The sequence below is a fragment of the Inquilinus sp. OTU3971 genome, from assembly GCF_038440215.1.
This window is the reverse complement of the sequence record NZ_JASATH010000005.1, coordinates 1-18,743: the sequence shown is the minus strand read 5'-3', so window position 1 is coordinate 18,743 and position 18,743 is coordinate 1. Positions and strand designations below refer to the sequence as shown.

The following is an 18,743-nucleotide window of genomic DNA, read 5'->3' as shown; positions in this document are numbered from 1 at the left end:
ATCAGGCCGCTGCGAATTCCAGGATCTTCTGATCGACCGCCAGGCTGTCGCCCGGCTTGGCGTGCAGGGTCTCGACCACGCCGTCGCGCTCGGCCCGCAGGATGTTCTCCATCTTCATCGCCTCGACCACCGCCAGCTCCTGCCCGGCGCGCACCGGGTCGCCCGCGGTGACCGCGACCGAGACCAGGAGCCCGGGCATCGGCGACAGCAGGAAGCGCGACATGTCGGGCGGCACCTTGACCGGCATCAGCTCCGCCAGCGCCGCGGCGCGCGGCGTCAGCAGCACCAGGTCGGATTCGCCGCCGGCATGGGTCAAGCGCAGCCCCACCGGGCGGCGGTCGACCTGCGCCACCATGCGGGCGCCGTCCACCGTGCCGTCGAACAGCGTCTCGCCCGGCCGCCAATGTCCCTGGATGGCGAAGGACCGGCCGGCGAGCGTCACGCGCCAGCCATCGGCATCCGCCGCCACCGTCACCGGCCGGTTCTGCCGGGCGCCGCGCAGCACCCAGTCCCGCGCCCCCGCCGCGGTGCCGCGCAGAACGGCCTGGCGGTGCAGCAGGGCGGCGCCGAGGGCGGCGACCCGATCGGCGGCCTCGCCCGCCGGGGCGGTGCCGTGGAAGCCGTCCGGGAACTCCTCGGCGATGAAGCGGGTGGTCAGCCGGCCCTCGACGAAGCGCGGATGGTGCATCAGTGCCGCCAGGAACGGGATGTTGTGGCTGACGCCGCGGATCACGAAGCCGTCCAGGGCGCTGCGGATCGCGGCGATGGCCGCGGTGCGGTTCGCCCCGATGCCGATCAGCTTGGCGATCATCGGGTCGTAATGCATCGAGATCTCGCCGCCCTCCTCGACGCCGGTGTCGACGCGGACCTGCGCCCCCCCCTCCGGCGCGCGGTAGCGGGTCAGCCGGCCGATCGAGGGCAGGAAGCCGCGCAGCGGATCCTCGGCATAGACCCGCGCCTCGATCGCCCAGCCCTCGAGCCGCACATCCTCCTGCCGGAACGGCAGCTCCTCGCCGGCGGCGATGCGGATCATCAGCTCGACCAGGTCCAGGCCGGTCACGGCCTCGGTCACCGGATGCTCGACCTGAAGGCGGGTGTTCATCTCCAGGAAGTAGAAGGAGCGGTCGGCGCCGACGATGAACTCGACCGTGCCGGCGGAGCGGTAGCCGACGGCGCGAGCCAGGGCGCAGGCCTCCGCCCCCATGGCCCGGCGCATCGCCTCGTTCACGAAGGGCGACGGCGCCTCCTCGATCACCTTCTGGTGGCGGCGCTGGATCGAGCATTCGCGCTCGCCGAGATACACGGTGTTGCCGTGCGCGTCGGCCAGCACCTGGATCTCGATGTGCCGCGGCTCCTCGATGAACTTCTCGGCGAAGACGCGGTCGTCGCCGAAGGCGGAGCGCGCCTCGTTGCGGGCGGAGCGGAAGCCCTCGCGCGCCTCGTCATCATTGCCGGCGACGCGCATGCCCTTGCCGCCGCCGCCGGCCGACGCCTTGATCATCACCGGATAGCCGATGCGGCGGGAGACTTCGACCGCCTCCTCCTCGTCGAGGATCGGCGCGAGGTGGCCGGGCACGGTCGAGACGCCGGCGGCCTGGGCCAGCTTCTTCGACTCGATCTTGTCGCCCATCGCCTCGATGGCGCCGACGCCCGGGCCGATGAAGGCGATGCCCGCCGCCTCCAGCGCCGCGCAGAAGCGCGGATTCTCCGACAGGAAGCCGTAGCCGGGATGCACCGCCTGGGCGCCGGTGGCGCGGCACGCCTCGACGATGCGGTCGATCACCAGATAGGACTGGGCCGAGGGCGCCGGGCCGATCGGCACCGCCTCGTCGGCCATGCGGACATGCACCGCGTCGGCATCGGCCTCGGAATAGACGGCCACGGTCTTGATGCCCATGCGCCGCGCGGTGCGGATGACGCGGCAGGCGATCTCGCCGCGATTGGCGATCAGGATCTTGTCGAACATCGTCCCTTCAGAGGCGGTCGGCCATTGCGGGCAGATTGCGGCGCGGGCGTGCCGCGCCGCAACAGGAAAGCGGTCGAGGGGTCACTCGCCCGCCGGCGGCAGCACCCGGCCGGCGACCGGCGAGGACAGGATCAGCGAGGAGGTGGTGGCGCCGAAGGCGGCGAGGCGCAGCAGGATCTCGTCGAGATGCTGGATCGAGCGGGCCACCACCTTGAACACATAGGCGTCCTCGCCCGCGACCTCGTGGCACTCCACCACCTCGGGCACGGTGCGGGCGAAGCTCTCGACCGCCGGGAACGTCTCCGCCCGGCAGCGCAGCCGGACGATGGCGGACAGGCCATAGCCGAGCCGGGCGCGGTCGACCTCGGCCCGGAAGCCCTTGATCACGCCCTGGTCCTCCAGCCGCTTCACCCGCTCGGCCACCGCCGGCGGCGACAGGCCGACCAGCCGGCCGAGCTCGGCATAGCTGGCGCGGGCGTTCTCCTGCAGCGCCAGCACCAGGGTGCGACCGATGGCATCGAGGCGGAGTTTCACGTCCATCCGAATCGCCCCCGTTGGTTTCAACCTCGCATTGGTTTAATCGAAGGGCCGGCGAACCACCATTCGCGATCGTTCTGTCGTAACACGTCGTAACACGAGGCCGGCGGCACCCCACACGTGATGACCGATCCCTTCCTGTTCGCCAAAGGCATCGCGCTCGGTATCGCCATTGCCGCGCCGGTCGGCCCGATCGGCGTCCTGTGCATCCGCCGGACGCTGATCCACGGCACCCGCTTCGGCATCCTGACCGGCATCGGCGCCGCCTTCGCGGACGGGCTGTTCGGGCTGATCGCCGCCTTTGGCATGGTGGCGCTGAGCGCCTGGCTGATCACGGTGAAGGACGCGCTGCACCTGATCGGCGGCACCGTGCTGGCCGTGCTGGCCGTGCGCACCCTGCTGCATGCCGGCCATATCGAGCGCGACCCCGAGACCGGGCGGACCGAGGGCAGCGAGATCACCGCGGTCGTCACCGCCTTCCTGCTGACCCTCAGCAACCCGATGACGATCCTGACCTTCGCCACCGCCTTCACCGCGGTCGGGCTGGCGGAGACGCTGTCCTTCGCCTCCGGGCTGATCCTGGTCGCCGGCGTGCTGGTCGGCTCCGCCTCCTGGTTCACGGCGCTGAGCTTCATCGTTTCGGCCACCGGCGGCCGGCTGACGCCGCGGACGCTGCTGTGGATCGACCGCGTCGCCGGGGTGCTGCTGCTGGCCTTCGCCGCCTACATGTTCCTGGCGCTGTATCTGCGCTGGTAGCCGCTGCGCTGCGTTCTGGCGGATTGACAAGCCGCTCTGCCTTGGACGAGTGTGGCCCGCCCTGCGGGAAAGGCTCGAGACTGACCCGCCCGGATACATCATACGGACGCGTCCTGGAATGAATCTTTCGACCCTCCGCGCCGGCGCGGCGCTGCTCCCGCTCCTGTTCGCCGTTCCGGCGATCGCGCAGCAGGCCACGCCCCCGGCACAGCCCGCCAAGCCGGCGGAGGCGCCTGCCGCCCAGCCGGCTCCGGCCCAGGCCGCGCCGCCGAAGGGCCAGCAGGCCCCGCTGCCGAAGGAGTTCAAGATCGATGTCGGCGGCTGGAAGGGCGGCGCCGTTCCGAACCCGCAGAACCAGCAGTTCAGCCATTGCGACGTGTCGAAGCCCTATGATGGCGGGCTGACGCTGGCGTTCACGCTGAACCCCAACTACCTGTTCAACGTCGCCGTCGTGAAGCAGAACTGGGGCCTGAAGGAAGCCGACAAGGGCAAGGGCCGCATTCGGGTCGATGCCGCCTACGACAAGCAGTTCGACATCGTTCCGGTTTCCCCGGTCGCCTATGTCCTGCCGGTCGGGCAGGACGGCGAGCTGTTCCAGCTGCTGGCCAAGGGCAGCAAGGCGATCGTGACCACCCCGAAGGGCGAGTTCACCTTCCAGCTCTCCGGCACCGGGGCCGCCCTCGGCGGGCTGCGGGACTGCATCGAGACCGCGCGCAAGCTGATCGCCCAGGCCCAGGGCAATGCCGGTGCCGGCGGCCAGCCGCAGGGCGGCGATCCGCGCACCCTGATCGGCGCCCAGGGCTTCGGCATGCCGGTCGGGGCGCTGCAGGACATCCTGAACGGCGCCGGGATCCAGAATGTCGGCATCGCCGACCCGCGCAAGCTGCCGCGCGACCCGCTGCAGATCAACCAGGCCTGGCAGGTCGGCACCGACGGCAAGGTCGTCGGCGGCCTGCACCAGGAGCCGCGCGGCGACGCGGTCGAGATCGACCAGTTCGCCAAGCGCTATCTCGAGATCATGAAGTCGGTCTGTGGCACCGACTGGCAGAGCAGCGACCAGCCGGCCGTCATCGAGGGCCCCTACGCCGTCAAGCGCGCCGAGCTGAGCTGCACCATGAACCAGCAGAAGATCGCGGCATCGCTGGTCTTCACCCTCGACGACAACTACTACAGCGCCTTCTTCCATCAGGCGCTGCAGACCGAGAAGGCGCTGGCGGACGACGCCTCGGGCAAGCTGGCCACCTTCATCCAGACGCAGATGGCGGCGGTCGAGGCGGAGCGGCAGAAGCAGCAGAACGGCGAGGCCGCCCCGCAGGGCGCGGCGCCGGCGGCACCGGATGCCGCCACTCCGGCGACGCCGCCGGCCGAGGGCACCACCCAGCCGCCTGCGGCCACCCCGGCACCGGCCACGCCTCCTTCCAGCAACTGACCGGTCCCATCCCGGAACTCGACGCGAGGGCGGATCCATCCCGGATCCGCCCTTGTTGTTTGCGGAGAGAACCAGTCAAGATCGCGGTAGGATGGAGGTGCCGATGACGCGAACCGATCCCCGCCCGTCGGCCGAGACGGACGCCCAGGCCAGCCTGACCGACCCGGCCGACATCGCGGCGCTGATCGCGTCCGACCACCGCGACCCGTTCGGCGTGCTCGGCCCCCATCCCGACGGCGACGGCGACGGCACGGTGCTGCGCTGCTTCCGGCCCGACGCGGCGGCGGTCGAGGCGATCGATCCGGACAGCGGCGCGGTGCTGGCCCGGCTGGAGCGGCGCCATGCCGACGGGCTGTTCGACGGCCGCATCGCCCGTCCCTTCCCGCCGCGCTACCGGCTGCGCATCGATTACGGCACGGCCGGAGGGGTGTGGGAGATCGAGGATCCCTACCGCTTCCCGTCCAGCTTCGGCGAGATCGACCTGCATCTGCTCGGCGAGGGCACGCATCTCGAGCTGTATCAGCGGCTCGGCGCCCATCCGCGAACGCTGGACGGGGTGGACGGCACGGTGTTCGCCGTCTGGGCGCCGAACGCCCGCCGCGTCGCCGTGGTCGGCGAGTTCAACAGCTGGGACGGGCGGCTGCACCCGATGCGGCTGCATCCCGGCATCGGGGTGTGGGAGGTCTTCCTGCCCGGGGTCGGTCCGGGCGCGGCCTACAAGTTCGAGATCCGCGGCCAGAACGGCGACCTGCTGCCGCTGAAGACCGACCCCTTTGCCTTCCGGGCCGAGCATCCGCCGAAGACCGCCTCGATCGTGCACGGCCTGCCCGACCCCAGCTGGGACGACGGCCAGTGGCTGGCCGGGCGCGCGGCGGCGCAGCGGCGCGACGCCCCGATCAGTATCTACGAGGTCCATCCCGGATCCTGGCGCCGGGTGCCGGAGGAAGGCGGCCGGCCGCTGTCCTGGCGCGAGCTGGGTGACCAGCTGGTGCCCTACGCCGCCGGCCTCGGCTTCACCCATATCGAGCTGCTGCCGGTCAGCGAATATCCGTTCGACGGCTCCTGGGGCTACCAGCCGATCGGCCTCTATGCCCCGACCAGCCGCTTCGGCCCGCCGGAGGATTTCGCCGCCTTCGTCGACCGCTGCCACCGCGCCGGCCTCGGCCTGCTGCTGGACTGGGTGCCGGGGCATTTCCCGACCGACGAGCACGGCCTGGCCCGGTTCGACGGCACCGCGCTCTACGAGCACGCCGATCCGCGCCAGGGCATGCACCAGGACTGGGGCACGCTGATCTACAATTACGGGCGGGCCGAGGTGCGCAACTTCCTGCTCGGCAACGCGCTGTTCTGGCTCGACCGCTTCCATGTCGACGGGCTGCGGGTCGATGCCGTGGCCTCGATGCTGTATCTCGACTACAGCCGCAAGGCCGGGGAATGGGTGCCGAACCGCTTCGGCGGCCGCGAGAACCTGGACGCGGTGGAGTTCCTGCGCCAGACCAATGTCGAGGTGTTCGGCCGGCACGAGGGCGTGACCACCCTGGCCGAGGAATCGACCGCCTGGCCGGCGGTGTCGCGCCCGGCCCATCTCGGCGGGCTCGGCTTCGGCTACAAGTGGAACATGGGGTGGATGAACGACACCCTGCGCTACATGCAGAAGGACCCGGTGCACCGCCACTGGCACCATTCCGACCTGACCTTCGGCCTGCTCTACGCCTTCAGCGAGAACTTCGTGCTGCCGCTGAGCCATGACGAGGTGGTGCACGGCAAGGGCTCGCTCCTGGGCAAGATGCCGGGCGACGACTGGCAGCAATTCGCCAATCTGCGGGCCTATTACGGCTTCATGTGGGCCCATCCGGGCAAGAAGCTGCTGTTCATGGGCGGCGAGTTCGCCCAACGCAACGAATGGAACCACGACCGCAGCCTGGACTGGCACCTGCTGGAGGGCGAGCGCCATGCCGGGGTGCAGCGGCTGATCGGCGACCTGAACCGGCTGTACCGCGAGCTGCCGGCCCTGCATGTGCATGATTGCGAGCCGCAGGGTTTCGACTGGGTCGACGCCAGCAACAGCGCCGATTCGATCCTGGTCTGGCTGCGCCGCGGCGACGAGGGCGACCGGCCGGTGCTGGCGGTGTCGAACTTCACCCCGGTGCCGCGCCAGGGCTATCGCATCGGCGTGCCCCATGGTGGCCGCTGGGTCGAGCGGCTGAACACCGACGCCCAGGCCTATGGCGGCTCCGGCATGGGCAATTTCGGCGGGGTCGAGGCCGAGGCCTCGCCCTGGCACGGCCGCCCCTGCTCGATGGTGGCCACCCTGCCGCCGCTGGCGACGGTGCTGTTCGAATGGGCGGGGTGAGGCGGCGGTCCCGTCCGAGGTAGGTTGGGTTCGCGGCAGCGAACCCCAGCCTACGACTTCCGGACGGAACTGTCGCCCCGCCCTTACGGCTTCGGCGTCTCGGCCTGGCGCTTCAGCTCTTCCTGCGTGCGGGCGATCTGGGCCTGCAGGTCGGCGAGCTGCTGGCGGGCCGTGGCGAGGTCGCCCTGGGTCTTGCCGAGCTGCTCGGTCGCCTGCGCCAGCTGGCCGTTCACCGCCGCGGAATCGGCGTTGAGCTTGCCATAGGCGTCGCGCTGCGCCGCCTCCTGCGCGCGGAGCTGCTCCAGCCGGCCATTGGCGTCGGCGATCTCGCCCTGCTTGGCGGCAAGCTGCGAATCGGCGGCCTTCGCCTGGTCCTGCGTCGCCTGGACCCGCGCCGCGGCCGCATCGGCCTCCTGCGCCGCCTGGTCGCGGCGCTGGGTGGCCTCGGCCAGGGCGGCCCGGCCCTGCTGCAGCAGCGCCTGCAGCTTCTCCGATTCGGCCTTCAGCGCATCACGGTCGGCGCCGGCCCGCTTCAGCGCCGCCAGTTCCTGCTCCGCCATCTCCAGCTTGGCCTGCAGCCCGTCGCGCGACTGGCCGGCGCTGCGGCTTTCGACGCCGAGATAGATCGCCGCCACCAGGGCGACGAAGGCGACGATGATCGCAGCGATGACGGCGATTCGCGGCCCTTCCGAATCGCGCGGGGGAACGGGATGCGGGTCGGCCGGCCCGGCCGGGCTGTGATCGGGATCGGCGAGGGTCGTCACGCGGTCGGTCCTTTCGGCAGGTCGGCTGGGCAACGCCTAGCGGCGAAACTTGGTGAAAAAGTGTCGGCGGTCGCGGCGGAGCGATGCCCGGTGGACGGCCGCCGCCCGCGGGCCCCATCCTGCCCGCGGGACAGGATCGAAGGAACCCCGCAATGCCACTGCCCGATCGGATTCCGGCCGGAAGCCCCTGGCCGCTGGGCGCCACGCTGACCGAGGGCGGGGTGAACTTCGCCCTGTTCTCCGCCCATGCCGAGCGGGTCGAGCTGTGCCTGTTCGACGCGGAGGGCCGGCAGGAGGCGGCGCGCCGGGACCTGACAGCCTGCACCGACCAAGTCTGGCACGGCTTCCTGCCCGGCGCCGGGGCCGGCACGGTGTACGGCTTCCGCGTCCACGGCCCCTACGCGCCCCTGGACGGCCACCGCTTCAACCCGAACAAGCTGCTGCTGGATCCCTATGCCCGCGGCCTGGCCGGCGGCTTCCAATGGGATGATTCGGTGCATGGCTACACCCGCGGCGACGCGGCGGCCGACCTGTCCTTCGACCCGCGGGACAGCGCCCCCTTCGTGCCGAAATCGGTGGTGATCGACCCCACCCATGACTGGGAGGGCGACGAGGCGCCGCGGACGCCCTGGGCCGACACGGTGGTCTACGAAGCCCATGTCCGCGGCCTGACCATGCGCCACCCGGGCGTGCCGGAGCCGCTGCGCGGCACGCTGGGCGGGCTGGCCCATCCGGTGATGGTCGACCATCTGCGGCGGCTGGGCGTCACCGCGGTCGAGCTGATGCCGGTGCACGCCTTCCTGGACGAGCGGGCGCTGGTCGAGCGCGGCCTGAAGAACTATTGGGGCTACAACACCACCGCCTTCTTCGCCGTGCATCCCGCCTATGCCGGCGCGCCCTTTTCCGCCTCCCATAGGGCGCCGCTGGAGGCGCTGCGCAACGCGGTCAAGGCGCTGCACCGGGCCGGCATCGAGGTGATCCTGGACGTCGTCTACAACCACACGGCGGAGAGCGACGTCTTCGGCCCGACCCTGAATTTCCGCGGCATCGACAACCTGTCCTACTACCAGCACGCGCCGCATGACCGACGCGAGCCGTTCAACCCGACCGGCACCGGCAACGCGCTGGATCTCGGCCATCCCCGGGTGCTGCAGATGGTGATGGACAGCCTGCGCTGGTGGGTCGAGGCGGCGCATGTCGACGGCTTTCGCTTCGACCTGGCCACCACCCTGGCCCGGGTGGAGTGCGACTTCACCGCCGCCGCGCCGTTCCTGCAGGCGGTGGCGCAGGACCCGGTGCTGGCGCATGCCAAGCTGATCGCCGAGCCCTGGGACATCGGGCCGGGCGGCTGGCGCGTCGGCGGCTTCCCGGCGGGATGGTCGGAGTGGAACGACCATTATCGCGACGGCATCCGCCGCAGCTGGCGCGGCGATCCCGGTTCGCGGCCGGAGCTGGCGCGCCGCCTGTCCGCCTCCGCCGACCTGTTCGACCATGACGGCCGCGGCGCCAGGGCCAGCGTCAATTTCGTCACCGCCCATGACGGCTTCACCCTGGCCGACCTCGTCTCCTATGCGCAGAAGCACAACGAGGCCAATGGCGAGGGCAACCGCGACGGCACCGGCGACAACCATTCCGACAATTGCGGCGCCGAGGGGCCGACCGACGACCCGGCGATCCTGGCCCGGCGGCTGCGGCGGCGGCGCAACCTGCTGGCCACTCTGCTGTTCAGCCAGGGCGTGCCGATGCTGCTGGGCGGCGACGAGCTGGGCCACAGCCAGCAGGGCAACAACAACGCCTATTGCCAGGACGGGCCGCTGACCTGGCTGGACTGGGGGGCCGCCGATCCCGGCTTCCTCGATTTCGTCGCCCGGGTCGTGGCGCTGCGCCGGGTCCATCCGGCCCTGCGCCAGCCGCGCTTCCTGCACGGCACCCCGGGCGGGCCGGACGATCTGCCCGACATCGCCTGGCTGCGGCCGGACGGCCAGCCGATGGCCCCGGCCGACTGGGACGACCCGACGGGCGCCGCCCTCGGCGTGCTGCTGAGCGAGCCGAGCGCGCCGCCGCTCCTGCTGCTGCTCAACCCCGGGCCGGAGGGGATGGAGTTCGCCCTGCCGCCGCTCGGCGCCTGGCATCCCTGGCTCGACACCGCCCGGACGCCGAGCGTGCCGCGGCTGGAGGCGGCGACCTATCCGCTGGCGGCGGAAAGCCTGGTGCTGCTGGCGCTCGGTGTTGCCTCACCAGCAGAGATCGCGAATGACTTGCAATAAAGCTGCGACTGTCTCTCAATCACAGAAAGTAAAACTTTACGGATTCCTGTAATCGTTCTAAGGTGCGCTCCTCGAATTGACGAACACTGGCCGAGGCGAAGATGCAGGGCGACAAGAAGGTTCTCACCCACCTGAACGCGGTGCTGAAGAACGAGCTGACCGCGATCAACCAGTATTTCCTGCATGCGCGGATGCTGAAGAACTGGGACGTCAAGCGCCTGGCCAAGAAAGTGTATGAGGAATCGATCGGCGAGATGAAGCACGCCGATCTGCTGATCGAACGCATCCTGATGCTGGAGGGCCTGCCGAACCTGCAGGATCTCGGCAAGCTCGGCATCGGCGAGAACGTGCCGGAGATGCTGGAATCGGATCTCGGCCTCGAGACCTTCAACCAGAAGACGGTGAAGGAGGCGATGGTGCACTGCGAATCGGTGCGCGACTTCGTCTCCCGCGACATCCTGCTGAAGATCCTCGACGACACCGAGGAGCACATCGACTGGCTCGAATCGCAGCAGTACCTGATCAGCCAGATGGGCCTGCAGAACTACATCCAGCTGGTGTCCAGCGAAGAGAGCTGAGCCCGGCCTCTCCGCGCGCTTCGACAGAGCCCCGCTTAGGCGGGGCTTTTTTCGTGGTAGGCTGGGCCACTCATCAGCGAAGCGCGCCATGCCCGCAGAAGCCCAGATCAGGGACCTCTTCACACTGACCGGCCGCGGCACGGTTCTGATCCTGGACTACGGCTTCACCGGTCGAGTCCGCATTGGCCAGACCGTCTGCAGCAATCGTGGCCAAGCGACGGTTCTTGGTGTGGAAATGGGAGATCCGGGAGGTTGGGTCGGCATCCTGGTCGACATTCCCGATGCCCGCGAGATCTTCCGGCCCGGCGACGCGCTGCGGTTTACTGATCCGGTGGAAGACACATCTTCATAGGGCTGGACTCGCAGGGAGTTGCCTCATGCCCAAGATCGCGTCCCTCCCCGTTCTCCTGCTGGCGGCCCTGGTGCCCGCCACCGCTTTGGCCCATCACGGCTGGAGCTCCTACGACGCCAACACCGCGCTCACGCTCTCGGGGCCGATCGAGACCGCGAGCTACCAGAACCCGCACGGCCAGATCACCCTGACCCAGGACGGCAAGACCTGGCATGTGGTGCTGTCGCCGCCGTCGCGCATGGACCGGCGCGGCCTGCCGCGCGAGGACCTGACCGTCGGCAAGCCGGTGACCGTGGTCGGCTATCCCAGCCGGGTGGTCGCCGACGAGATGCGGGCCGAACGCATCACCATCGACGGCCGCACCGTCGAGCTGCGCTGAGCCGATGGAGCACGGCCCCAGGGGCAGCGGCCTCCTCGCCGAGAGCGCGGCGCTGCTCGAGCACTCCGCCTTCGGTGCACTGATGCGCGATTCGCTGTGGCTCTATCCGGTTGCCAACCTGCTGCATCTGCTCGGGCTGGTGCTGCTGGTCGGCGGCATCGGACTGCTCGACCTCCGCCTCGTCGGCTTCGGCCGCGGGTTGCCGGTCCTCGTGGTGTCGCGCCTGCTGACCCGGGTCGCGCTGGCCGGGCTGGTGCTGATGGCCGCGACCGGCGCGGCGCTGTTCGCTGCCGATGCCGGACCGCTGGCCGCAACCGACGTTTTCCAGCTGAAGATCCTGGTGATCGCGGCGGCGCTGGCCAATGCGCTCGCCTTCCGCTGGCTGTGGCAGCGGTCGCTGCCTGATTGGGACCGCACCCCACCGCCGCTCGGCCGGGTCCAGGCGGCGGGGTCGATCGTGCTCTGGTTCCTCGCCGGCGCGCTCGGCCGGTTGATCGCTTACGGTTGAGCGCCGGCCGGGCCGGATCACCGCTTCGGCTTGGTGATCTCCTCGATCTGGCGCTGCAGGTCGTCCAGCTTCTGGCGCAGCGTGTCGATCGATCCCTGCTCCGCCGGCGCCGCCGGACCGGCCCCGGCCGGGTTGCTGGCGGGCGGCTTGCCGGCCTGCCCGGCGGCGAAGGGCGTGAACATCTGCATCGCCCGCTCGAACAGCTGCATGTTCTGCTTGCCCATCTCCTCGAAGGCGCCGAAGGGGAAGACCCCGCTGACGTCCTTGAAGTATTGGCGCATCTGGTCCTGGTTGCGGGCGAAGGCCTCCATCGAGGATTCGAGGTAGCGCGGCACCATGAACTGCAGGTTGTCGCCATACAGGCTGATCAGCTGCCGCAGAAAGCCGATCGGCAGCATGTTCTGGCCGCCCTTGCCCTCTTCCTCGACGATGATCTGGGTCAGCACCGAGCGGGTGATGTCCTCGCCCGTCTTGGCGTCATAGACGACGAATTCGACGCCGTCCTTGACCATCTGGGCCAGGTTCTCGAGCGTCACATAGCTCGACGTCGCCGTGTTGTAGAGGCGGCGGTTGGCGTATTTCTTGATGGTGATGGGAGCGCTCTTCGGCTCCTCGGCCGACGGGGCGGTTCCAGGGGCGGCCTGACTGGTCGGCATGGGGGTCCCTATCGCTTCTTCCGGCCGCGGGCTCACGGCCGCTTTGACTGAATTGAGGCCTATACTGGTCCGACCAGGCCGGCATGTCACGATCCTTTCGCATCGCAACACGCGCCGGGCATAGGCAGGCCCGGCGGGGCCGACTATGATCGCCGCCGATGACTGCGCCGAAACCACCCCACCACCCGCCGCCCGGCGACGGCGACCGCCCAGACGACCTGGCCCGCCGCTTCCTCGATCTCTGGCAAGAGCATTGGACCGCAACCCTGACCGACCCCGAGACGCTGCGCGGCTGGGCCGCCCTGCTGGATCCAGGCCATGTGTCGCGGGTCATGGCCGGGCTGGGCGGGAGGGCAGGTGATGACGCTGCGCCTGGGGCCGCGGCCGCTGCCGCTGCATCTGGCCGCAGCGGCGACGAGCTGGCTGAGCGGGATCGCCGCATTGCCGCTCTCGAAGAGCGCGTTGCCCGGCTCGAGGCCGCTCTGGCCGGAGCCGCTGCGCCGCGCCGCCGACCGCCTCGCAAGCCTGCCGCCTGACGCCGCCGGGGCGGCCCTGGCGCGGGAAGGAACCCGGCGCGCCGCCGCCTTCCTGACCGGGCTGGAGCGCTACATCCGCCACCCCTACCACCGCAACCTGCCGGCGTCGCCGGTGCTGTGGCAGGACGGATCGGCCCGGCTGCGGGATTATGGTCTTGCCGGCGGGCTGCCGCTGCTGGTGGTGCCATCGATGGTCAACCGCACCTATGTGCTGGACCTGACGGTGGAGCGCAGCCTGCTGCGCTTCCTGTCGGCGCAGGGCCTGCGGCCGCTGCTGCTGGAATGGGATGTGCCGGACGCGGCCGAGCGCGACTTCACCCTGACCGACGTGATCTTGCGGCGGCTGGAGCCGGCGCTGGATGCCGCTCTCGCGGCTGCGAAAGGGCCGGTCGGGCTGCTGGGCTACTGCATGGGCGGCACGCTGGCGGCGGCGCTGGCGGCGCGGCGGCCGGACGACATCGCCGGCGTCGCCTTCATGGCCGCGCCCTGGGACTTCCATGCCGATGCGCCGCACCAGGCCGAGATCGGCCGGATGGCGGCGGCGGCCAGCCTGCCGATCATCGCGTCGCTCGGCGTGCTGCCGGTCGACGGCATCCAGGCGCTGTTCACAACGCTGGACCCGCTGACCGCCCTGCGCAAGTTCAGCGCCTTCGGCCGGCTGGACCCGACCTCGCCCGAGGCGGCGCGCTTCGTCGCCTTGGAGGACTGGCTGAACGACGGCATCCCCCTGCCCGGCCCGGTGGCACTGGAATGCCTGGCCGGCTGGTACGGCGAGAACATGCCCGGCCGCGGCCTGTGGCGGATCGACGGCACGGCGGTGCGGCCGGAGGCGATCCGCCGGCCCAGCCTGCACCTGATCCCGGCCCGCGACCGCATCGTGCCGCCGGCCAGCGCCCGCGCTTTGGCCGACCGCATGCCGGGCGCCGAGCGGATCGAGCCGAGGCTCGGCCATATCGGCATGGTGGTGGCGGGCGGCGCCGAGGCCCAGGTGTGGCGGCCGTTGGCCGAATGGCTGGCCGGCGCTATTCGAAACGGACCGACAGCGACACCGGCGCGGCCGAAAGCCCGTCGTAGCGCGCCGTCACGGTCCCGCCGGGCACCGGCTGGGCCGGCGGGCCGAACGAGCCGAGGCTGATCAGTTGCCCCGGCTGCAGCGCCTCGCCCCTTGCCGCGAGATCCTGCGCCAGCCAGATCACCGCGTTGAGCGGATGGCCGAGGATGGCGGCCCCCGGCGCCTCGGCCAGCACCTTGCCGCTGCCGTCGGTCAGCGAGACCTTCATCGTCGCCAGCCGCTCGGCGAGGCCGGGGTCGATCGCGATCGGCCGACCGGCGATGCCGAGCCGGGCGCCGACATTGACGGCGGCGATCGAGGCCGCGGTCGGCTTCTCGTCCGGCGCCAGGGCGAGGTCGGCGAGCTCGATGAAGGGCCTGAGCGCCGAAAGATGCGCCAGCACCTCGGCCGGCGACTTCGCCTGGTTGACGCCGGCATCGCCGATCACGGCGATCAGGTCCGCCTCGACCAGCGGCCGGGCCGCGTAGCCGGCCGGGACCGGCGAGCCCGGTTCGCTCAGCATCCGCTGCAGCAGCACGCCCGAGACCGGATGATCGACGCCCAGCCGCTCCTGCATCGCCTTGCCGGTCAGCCCGACCTTGTAGCCGACCGGCTGCCCCAGGTCGCGGGCGAGGTTCTGGACCAGCGTCTTCTGGACGCAGGCGGCGGTGATGGCGTCGATCCCGGCGAGGCCGGACACGATCGTCGTCGCCCGCCAGGCCGCGGCCGCGCGCGCGGCGATGGCAGCACAATCCTCGGCCGCCGCCGCTGGCATCGTTCCCACCAGCGCGGCCAGCACCAAGGCCCGCAGCAACGGCTTGCGCATCGATCCCCCTCCCCTTCGACCCAATCCTCCCGTCGTGGTTGCGCGGGCGGAACGGCAGTGGCTATCGTCAGTCTAGCGCAATTCGACCGGTGCGGCCCGACCGCGCCGGACAGCATGAGGAAATGCCTCCATGGCCAATGTCGTCATCGCCGCAGCCGCGCGCACGCCGGTCGGGGCCTTCGCCGGGGCCTTCGCCGCCGTGCCGGCGCATGAGCTGGGCATCGCCGCGATCACCGGGGCGCTGGGCCGGGCCAAGGTCGAGGCCGCCGAGGTCGACGAGGTGGTGCTGGGCCAGGTGCTGACCGCCGCAACCGGCCAGAACGCGGCGCGCCAGGCCGCAATCGGCGCCGGCATCCCGAAATCGGCCACCGCCTACGGCATCAACCAGGTCTGCGGCTCCGGCCTGCGCACGGTGGCGCTGGGCGGCCAGGCGATCGCGCTGGGCGACGCCCGCATCGTCGTCGCCGGCGGGCAGGAGAGCATGTCGCTGGCGCCGCATGCGCTGCATCTGCGCAGCGGCACCAAGATGGGCGACGCCAAGATGGTCGACACCATGATCCGCGACGGGCTGTGGGACGCCTTCAACGGCTACCACATGGGCAACACGGCGGAGAACGTGGCCCGGCAGTGGCAGATCACCCGCGACGAGCAGGACCGCTTCGCCCTGGCGTCGCAGCAGAAGGCGGCGGCAGCGCAGCGCGAGGGCCGGTTCAAGGAGGAGATCGTGCCGGTCACGGTCAAGGGCCGCAAGGGCGACACCGTGATCGACGCCGACGAGTACCTGAAGCCGGACACCACGATCGAGGTGCTGGCCAAGCTGCGCCCGGCCTTCGACAAGGAGGGCACGGTGACCGCCGGCAACGCCTCCGGCCTCAATGACGGCGCCGCGGCGCTGGTGCTGATGAGCGAGGAGGAGGCCGCGCGTCGTGGCATCACCCCCCTCGCCCGCATCGCCTCCTGGGCCACGGCCGGCGTCGACCCGGCGGTGATGGGCTCGGGCCCGATCCCGGCCAGCCGCGCGGCCCTGAAGAAGGCCGGCTGGACCGCCGAGCAGCTGGACCTGGTCGAGGCCAACGAGGCCTTCGCCGCCCAGGCCTGCGCGGTGAACAAGGATATGGGTTGGGACCCGGCCCGGGTGAACGTCAATGGCGGCGCCATCGCCATCGGCCACCCGATCGGCGCCTCGGGCGCGCGGATCCTGACTACGCTGCTCTACGAAATGGGCCGGCGGGACGCGAAGAAGGGCCTCGCCACCCTGTGCATCGGCGGCGGCATGGGCATCGCGCTCTGCGTCGAACGCTGAGCGCGGCAGCCGTCGATTTTCCCGGGCCGCCCGCCGAGTTCTCGTCGCGGCCGGCGGCCCTCAAATCCAACCCTGGGAGGACGTCACATGGCACGTGTAGCGGTTGTGACCGGCGGGACGAGAGGGATTGGCGAGGCGATCTCGCTGGCCCTGAAGGAGAAGGGCTACAAGGTCGCCGCGACCTATGCCGGCAACGATGAGGCCGCCCGCGCCTTCAGCGAGCGCCACGGCATCAGCGTCTACAAGTTCGACGTCGCCGATTTCGAGCAGTGCCAGGCCGCGATCGCCAGGATCGAGGCTGAGCTCGGGCCGGTCGAGATCCTGGTCAACAACGCCGGCATCACCCGCGACGGCACCATCCACAAGATGGACCGCCAGGCCTGGGACGCCGTGATCGACACCAATCTCGGCTCCTGCTTCAACATGTGCCGCTGCGTCATCGACGGCATGCGCGCCCGCAGCTTCGGCCGCATCGTCAACATCGGCTCGATCAACGGCCAGGCCGGCCAGTACGGCCAGGTGAACTACGCCGCGGCGAAGTCCGGCATCCACGGCTTCACCAAGGCGCTGGCGCAGGAGGGGGCCGGCAAGGGCATCACCGTCAATGCCATCGCGCCGGGCTACATCGACACCGACATGGTGCGCGCGGTGCCGCCGAACGTGCTGGAGAAGATCGTCGCCAAGGTGCCGGTCGGCCGCCTCGGCAAGGCGTCGGAGATCGCCCGCGGCGTGCTGTTCCTGGTCGACGACGAGGGCGGCTTCATCACCGGCTCGACCCTCTCGATCAACGGCGGCCAGCACATGTATTGAGGCCTTCGGGGAGGGCCTGGACCGGCCCTCCCCTATGCGGCTTCGGCCGTTCCCTCCACGCGCTCCCGGAAGCTCTGGCCCCAGGCCTTCATGGCGTCGAGCACCGGGGCCAGGGTGCGGCCGTATTCGGTCAGCGAATACTCCACCCGCGGCGGCACCTCGGCGAAGACCTGCCGGTGCACGATGCCGTCCGTCTCCAGCTCGCGCAGCTGCAGCGTCAGCGAGCGCTGCGACACGCCGCCGAAATGCTTCCGCAGCTCGCCGAAGCGCCGCGGCCCGTCCAGCAGCTGATACAGGATCACCGGCTTCCACTTGCCGCCCATGACGGCGAGCGTGACCTCGACCGCACAGCCATAGGACCGGCGGGCCTGTTCTCGTGGCGGCATTTCATCTCCATAGGTGCAAAAGAGTATCCTATGGCAAGAAATGTTGCCTTCTTGCGCGAAGGCCTGCAAGCCGCAACATGGCGCCCATGCCGCCGATCCGGCGGCGATCCCGACACATCGGAGCTTCGAGCCATGCGCCAGTACCGCTTCCCCCGCATCGGCAGCATCGACGACCTCACCCTCGCCGAGACCGAGACGCCGGTCGCCGGCCGCGGCCAGGCGCTGGTCCGGCTGCGCGCGGCGTCGCTGAACTACCGCGACCTGATGGTCGCCACCAACCGCTACAGCCGCGGCGCGCCGCTGCCGGACCTGGTGCCGCTGTCGGATGGCGCCGGCGAGGTGGTGGCGGTCGGCCCGGATGTCACCAGGGTCAAGGTCGGCGATCGCGTCGCCGGCATCTTCATGCAGAGCTGGATCGGCGGCGAGATCGACACCGCCGATCCGGCCAGCGCGCTGGGCGGGGCGGCCCATGGCGTGCTGGCCGAATACCGTGTGTTCGACCAGGACGGGCTGGTGCACCTGCCCGACCATCTGTCCTTCGAGGAAGGGGCAGCCCTGCCCTGCGCCGGGGTGACCGCCTGGAACGCGCTCTATGGCGGCCAGCATCCGCTGCAGCCGGGCGAGACCGTGCTGGTGCTGGGCACCGGCGGCGTCTCGATCCTGGCGCTGCAATTCGCCCGCGCCGCCGGGGCCCGGGTGATCGCCACCTCCTCCAGCGACGCCAAGCTGGAGCAGGCGAAGGCGCTGGGCGCGGCCGAGCTGGTCAACTACCGCCGCCATCCGGACTGGGAGAAGGAGGTGCTGCGGCTGACCGGCGGGCGCGGCGTCGATCATGTGATCGAGGTCGGCGGCGCCGGCACGGTGCCGAAGTCGATCGCCGCCACCCGGATCGGCGGCTTCGTCCAGCTGATCGGCGTGCTGACCGCCGGCAGCCCGTTCGAGCCGACGCCGCTGATCGGCCGGTCGGTGACGCTGCGCGGCCTCTATGTCGGCTCGCGCCAGATGTTCGAGGCGATGAACCGGCACATCGCGCAGGCCGGCATCAAGCCGGTGATCGACCGGGTCTTCCCGTTCGAGCAGGCGAAGGACGCCTACCGCCACCTCGAGGCAGCCGGCCATGTCGGCAAGATCGTGATCGCGATCGGGTGAGCTCAGAAGGGATTTCGAGGCGGCCTTTGCCAGCCTCGCCACCTCTCGAGCCCCAGATCGGCCCGGAGATGGTCGGAGAGGTCGCCCGGCCGCAACACCGGGCGCCGGCGCCGCAGCAGCGACGCGCACCACAGCAC

At 70.6% G+C, this 18,743-nt stretch carries 18 protein-coding genes; 12 read left to right on the top strand and 6 right to left on the bottom strand.

Annotated features, from left to right (window positions below; genetic code table 11):
- Nucleotide 1 precedes the first annotated feature (1 nt).
- Both AAHM41_RS02240 and AAHM41_RS02235 read right to left on the bottom strand, forming a co-directional pair.
- Nucleotides 2-1,966, bottom strand: a complete 1,965-nt coding sequence (locus tag AAHM41_RS02240) for an acetyl/propionyl/methylcrotonyl-CoA carboxylase subunit alpha (RefSeq protein ID WP_342234872.1) — start codon at nucleotides 1,964-1,966, stop codon at nucleotides 2-4.
- 81 nt (nucleotides 1,967-2,047) lie between these two features.
- Nucleotides 2,048-2,506: an Lrp/AsnC family transcriptional regulator gene (locus AAHM41_RS02235; RefSeq protein ID WP_342234871.1), complete on the bottom strand. Its 459-nt coding sequence runs from the start codon at nucleotides 2,504-2,506 to the stop codon at nucleotides 2,048-2,050.
- Nucleotides 2,507-2,626: 120 nt separating this feature from the next.
- On the opposite strand from AAHM41_RS02235, the gene AAHM41_RS02230 reads away from it, so the two are divergent.
- The 3 genes from AAHM41_RS02230 (at nucleotide 2,627) to glgB (ending at nucleotide 7,041) form a co-directional block, all read left to right on the top strand.
- Nucleotides 2,627-3,259, top strand: coding sequence for a LysE family translocator (locus tag AAHM41_RS02230; RefSeq protein ID WP_342234870.1), 633 nt, complete (start codon nucleotides 2,627-2,629; stop codon nucleotides 3,257-3,259).
- A 118-nt stretch (nucleotides 3,260-3,377) separates the two neighbouring features.
- Nucleotides 3,378-4,688, top strand: a complete 1,311-nt coding sequence (locus tag AAHM41_RS02225) for a hypothetical protein (RefSeq protein ID WP_342234869.1) — start codon at nucleotides 3,378-3,380, stop codon at nucleotides 4,686-4,688.
- A 103-nt stretch (nucleotides 4,689-4,791) separates the two neighbouring features.
- Nucleotides 4,792-7,041, top strand: a complete 2,250-nt coding sequence (glgB, locus tag AAHM41_RS02220) for a 1,4-alpha-glucan branching protein GlgB (protein ID WP_342234868.1) — start codon at nucleotides 4,792-4,794, stop codon at nucleotides 7,039-7,041.
- Nucleotides 7,042-7,124: 83 nt separating this feature from the next.
- Here glgB and AAHM41_RS02215 read toward each other — a convergent pair whose 3' ends face one another.
- Complete coding sequence (locus AAHM41_RS02215; protein ID WP_342234867.1) at nucleotides 7,125-7,805, bottom strand: hypothetical protein; 681 nt, start codon at nucleotides 7,803-7,805, stop codon at nucleotides 7,125-7,127.
- Between the two features lie 152 nt (nucleotides 7,806-7,957).
- On the opposite strand from AAHM41_RS02215, the gene glgX reads away from it, so the two are divergent.
- From glgX to AAHM41_RS02190, 5 genes are all read left to right on the top strand, one after another.
- Nucleotides 7,958-10,072 carry a glycogen debranching protein GlgX gene (gene glgX / locus AAHM41_RS02210; RefSeq protein WP_342234866.1) on the top strand — a complete coding sequence of 705 codons (2,115 nt, stop codon included), beginning with the start codon at nucleotides 7,958-7,960 and terminating at the stop codon, nucleotides 10,070-10,072.
- A 101-nt stretch (nucleotides 10,073-10,173) separates the two neighbouring features.
- Nucleotides 10,174-10,650 carry a bacterioferritin gene (gene bfr / locus AAHM41_RS02205; RefSeq protein ID WP_138888471.1) on the top strand — a complete coding sequence of 159 codons (477 nt, stop codon included), beginning with the start codon at nucleotides 10,174-10,176 and terminating at the stop codon, nucleotides 10,648-10,650.
- Between the two features lie 88 nt (nucleotides 10,651-10,738).
- Nucleotides 10,739-11,002: a hypothetical protein gene (locus AAHM41_RS02200; RefSeq protein WP_342234865.1), complete on the top strand. Its 264-nt coding sequence runs from the start codon at nucleotides 10,739-10,741 to the stop codon at nucleotides 11,000-11,002.
- Nucleotides 11,003-11,027: 25 nt separating this feature from the next.
- Entirely contained in the window at nucleotides 11,028-11,381 is a 354-nt protein-coding gene (locus tag AAHM41_RS02195) for a DUF6152 family protein (RefSeq protein ID WP_342234864.1), read from the top strand.
- A 4-nt stretch (nucleotides 11,382-11,385) separates the two neighbouring features.
- The gene (locus AAHM41_RS02190) at nucleotides 11,386-11,889 is read left to right on the top strand and encodes a hypothetical protein (RefSeq protein WP_342234863.1); all 504 of its coding nucleotides are present in this window, start codon (nucleotides 11,386-11,388) and stop codon (nucleotides 11,887-11,889) included.
- A gap of 17 nt (nucleotides 11,890-11,906) precedes the next feature.
- Here AAHM41_RS02190 and phaR read toward each other — a convergent pair whose 3' ends face one another.
- On the bottom strand, nucleotides 11,907-12,545 hold the full coding sequence (gene phaR, locus AAHM41_RS02185) for a polyhydroxyalkanoate synthesis repressor PhaR (RefSeq protein ID WP_342234862.1): 639 nt from the start codon (nucleotides 12,543-12,545) through the stop codon (nucleotides 11,907-11,909).
- Between the two features lie 360 nt (nucleotides 12,546-12,905).
- Between phaR and AAHM41_RS02180 the strand changes: the two genes are divergently transcribed.
- Complete coding sequence (locus tag AAHM41_RS02180; protein WP_342234861.1) at nucleotides 12,906-14,216, top strand: alpha/beta fold hydrolase; 1,311 nt, start codon at nucleotides 12,906-12,908, stop codon at nucleotides 14,214-14,216.
- Here the strand turns inward: AAHM41_RS02180 and AAHM41_RS02175 are convergent.
- On the bottom strand, nucleotides 14,104-14,958 hold the full coding sequence (locus AAHM41_RS02175; RefSeq protein WP_342234860.1) for a 2-keto-4-pentenoate hydratase: 855 nt from the start codon (nucleotides 14,956-14,958) through the stop codon (nucleotides 14,104-14,106). The two genes, AAHM41_RS02180 and AAHM41_RS02175, sit on opposite strands and share 113 nt — an antisense overlap.
- Before the next feature lie 130 nt (nucleotides 14,959-15,088).
- Between AAHM41_RS02175 and AAHM41_RS02170 the strand changes: the two genes are divergently transcribed.
- Both AAHM41_RS02170 and phbB read left to right on the top strand, forming a co-directional pair.
- The gene (locus AAHM41_RS02170; protein ID WP_342234859.1) at nucleotides 15,089-16,261 is read left to right on the top strand and encodes an acetyl-CoA C-acetyltransferase; all 1,173 of its coding nucleotides are present in this window, start codon (nucleotides 15,089-15,091) and stop codon (nucleotides 16,259-16,261) included.
- A gap of 87 nt (nucleotides 16,262-16,348) precedes the next feature.
- Nucleotides 16,349-17,071 carry an acetoacetyl-CoA reductase gene (phbB, locus tag AAHM41_RS02165; protein WP_342234858.1) on the top strand — a complete coding sequence of 241 codons (723 nt, stop codon included), beginning with the start codon at nucleotides 16,349-16,351 and terminating at the stop codon, nucleotides 17,069-17,071.
- 32 nt (nucleotides 17,072-17,103) lie between these two features.
- Here phbB and AAHM41_RS02160 read toward each other — a convergent pair whose 3' ends face one another.
- Entirely contained in the window at nucleotides 17,104-17,457 is a 354-nt protein-coding gene (locus AAHM41_RS02160) for a winged helix-turn-helix transcriptional regulator (protein ID WP_342234857.1), read from the bottom strand.
- Between the two features lie 132 nt (nucleotides 17,458-17,589).
- On the opposite strand from AAHM41_RS02160, the gene AAHM41_RS02155 reads away from it, so the two are divergent.
- On the top strand, nucleotides 17,590-18,606 hold the full coding sequence (locus AAHM41_RS02155) for a zinc-dependent alcohol dehydrogenase family protein (RefSeq protein ID WP_342234856.1): 1,017 nt from the start codon (nucleotides 17,590-17,592) through the stop codon (nucleotides 18,604-18,606).
- Nucleotides 18,607-18,743: the final 137 nt, after the last annotated feature.

Coding starts and splice junctions, on each gene's coding strand:
- AAHM41_RS02240 (WP_342234872.1), bottom strand. CDS start 1,966: ATGTTCGACAAGATCCTGATCGCCAATCGCGGCGAGATCGCCTGCCGC.
- AAHM41_RS02235 (WP_342234871.1), bottom strand. CDS start 2,506: ATGGACGTGAAACTCCGCCTCGATGCCATCGGTCGCACCCTGGTGCTG.
- AAHM41_RS02230 (WP_342234870.1), top strand. CDS start 2,627: ATGACCGATCCCTTCCTGTTCGCCAAAGGCATCGCGCTCGGTATCGCC.
- AAHM41_RS02225 (WP_342234869.1), top strand. CDS start 3,378: ATGAATCTTTCGACCCTCCGCGCCGGCGCGGCGCTGCTCCCGCTCCTG.
- glgB (WP_342234868.1), top strand. CDS start 4,792: ATGACGCGAACCGATCCCCGCCCGTCGGCCGAGACGGACGCCCAGGCC.
- glgX (WP_342234866.1), top strand. CDS start 7,958: ATGCCACTGCCCGATCGGATTCCGGCCGGAAGCCCCTGGCCGCTGGGC.
- bfr (WP_138888471.1), top strand. CDS start 10,174: ATGCAGGGCGACAAGAAGGTTCTCACCCACCTGAACGCGGTGCTGAAG.
- AAHM41_RS02200 (WP_342234865.1), top strand. CDS start 10,739: ATGCCCGCAGAAGCCCAGATCAGGGACCTCTTCACACTGACCGGCCGC.
- AAHM41_RS02195 (WP_342234864.1), top strand. CDS start 11,028: ATGCCCAAGATCGCGTCCCTCCCCGTTCTCCTGCTGGCGGCCCTGGTG.
- AAHM41_RS02190 (WP_342234863.1), top strand. CDS start 11,386: ATGGAGCACGGCCCCAGGGGCAGCGGCCTCCTCGCCGAGAGCGCGGCG.
- phaR (WP_342234862.1), bottom strand. CDS start 12,545: ATGCCGACCAGTCAGGCCGCCCCTGGAACCGCCCCGTCGGCCGAGGAG.
- AAHM41_RS02180 (WP_342234861.1), top strand. CDS start 12,906: ATGACGCTGCGCCTGGGGCCGCGGCCGCTGCCGCTGCATCTGGCCGCA.
- AAHM41_RS02175 (WP_342234860.1), bottom strand. CDS start 14,958: ATGCGCAAGCCGTTGCTGCGGGCCTTGGTGCTGGCCGCGCTGGTGGGA.
- AAHM41_RS02170 (WP_342234859.1), top strand. CDS start 15,089: ATGGCCAATGTCGTCATCGCCGCAGCCGCGCGCACGCCGGTCGGGGCC.
- phbB (WP_342234858.1), top strand. CDS start 16,349: ATGGCACGTGTAGCGGTTGTGACCGGCGGGACGAGAGGGATTGGCGAG.
- AAHM41_RS02160 (WP_342234857.1), bottom strand. CDS start 17,457: ATGCCGCCACGAGAACAGGCCCGCCGGTCCTATGGCTGTGCGGTCGAG.
- AAHM41_RS02155 (WP_342234856.1), top strand. CDS start 17,590: ATGCGCCAGTACCGCTTCCCCCGCATCGGCAGCATCGACGACCTCACC.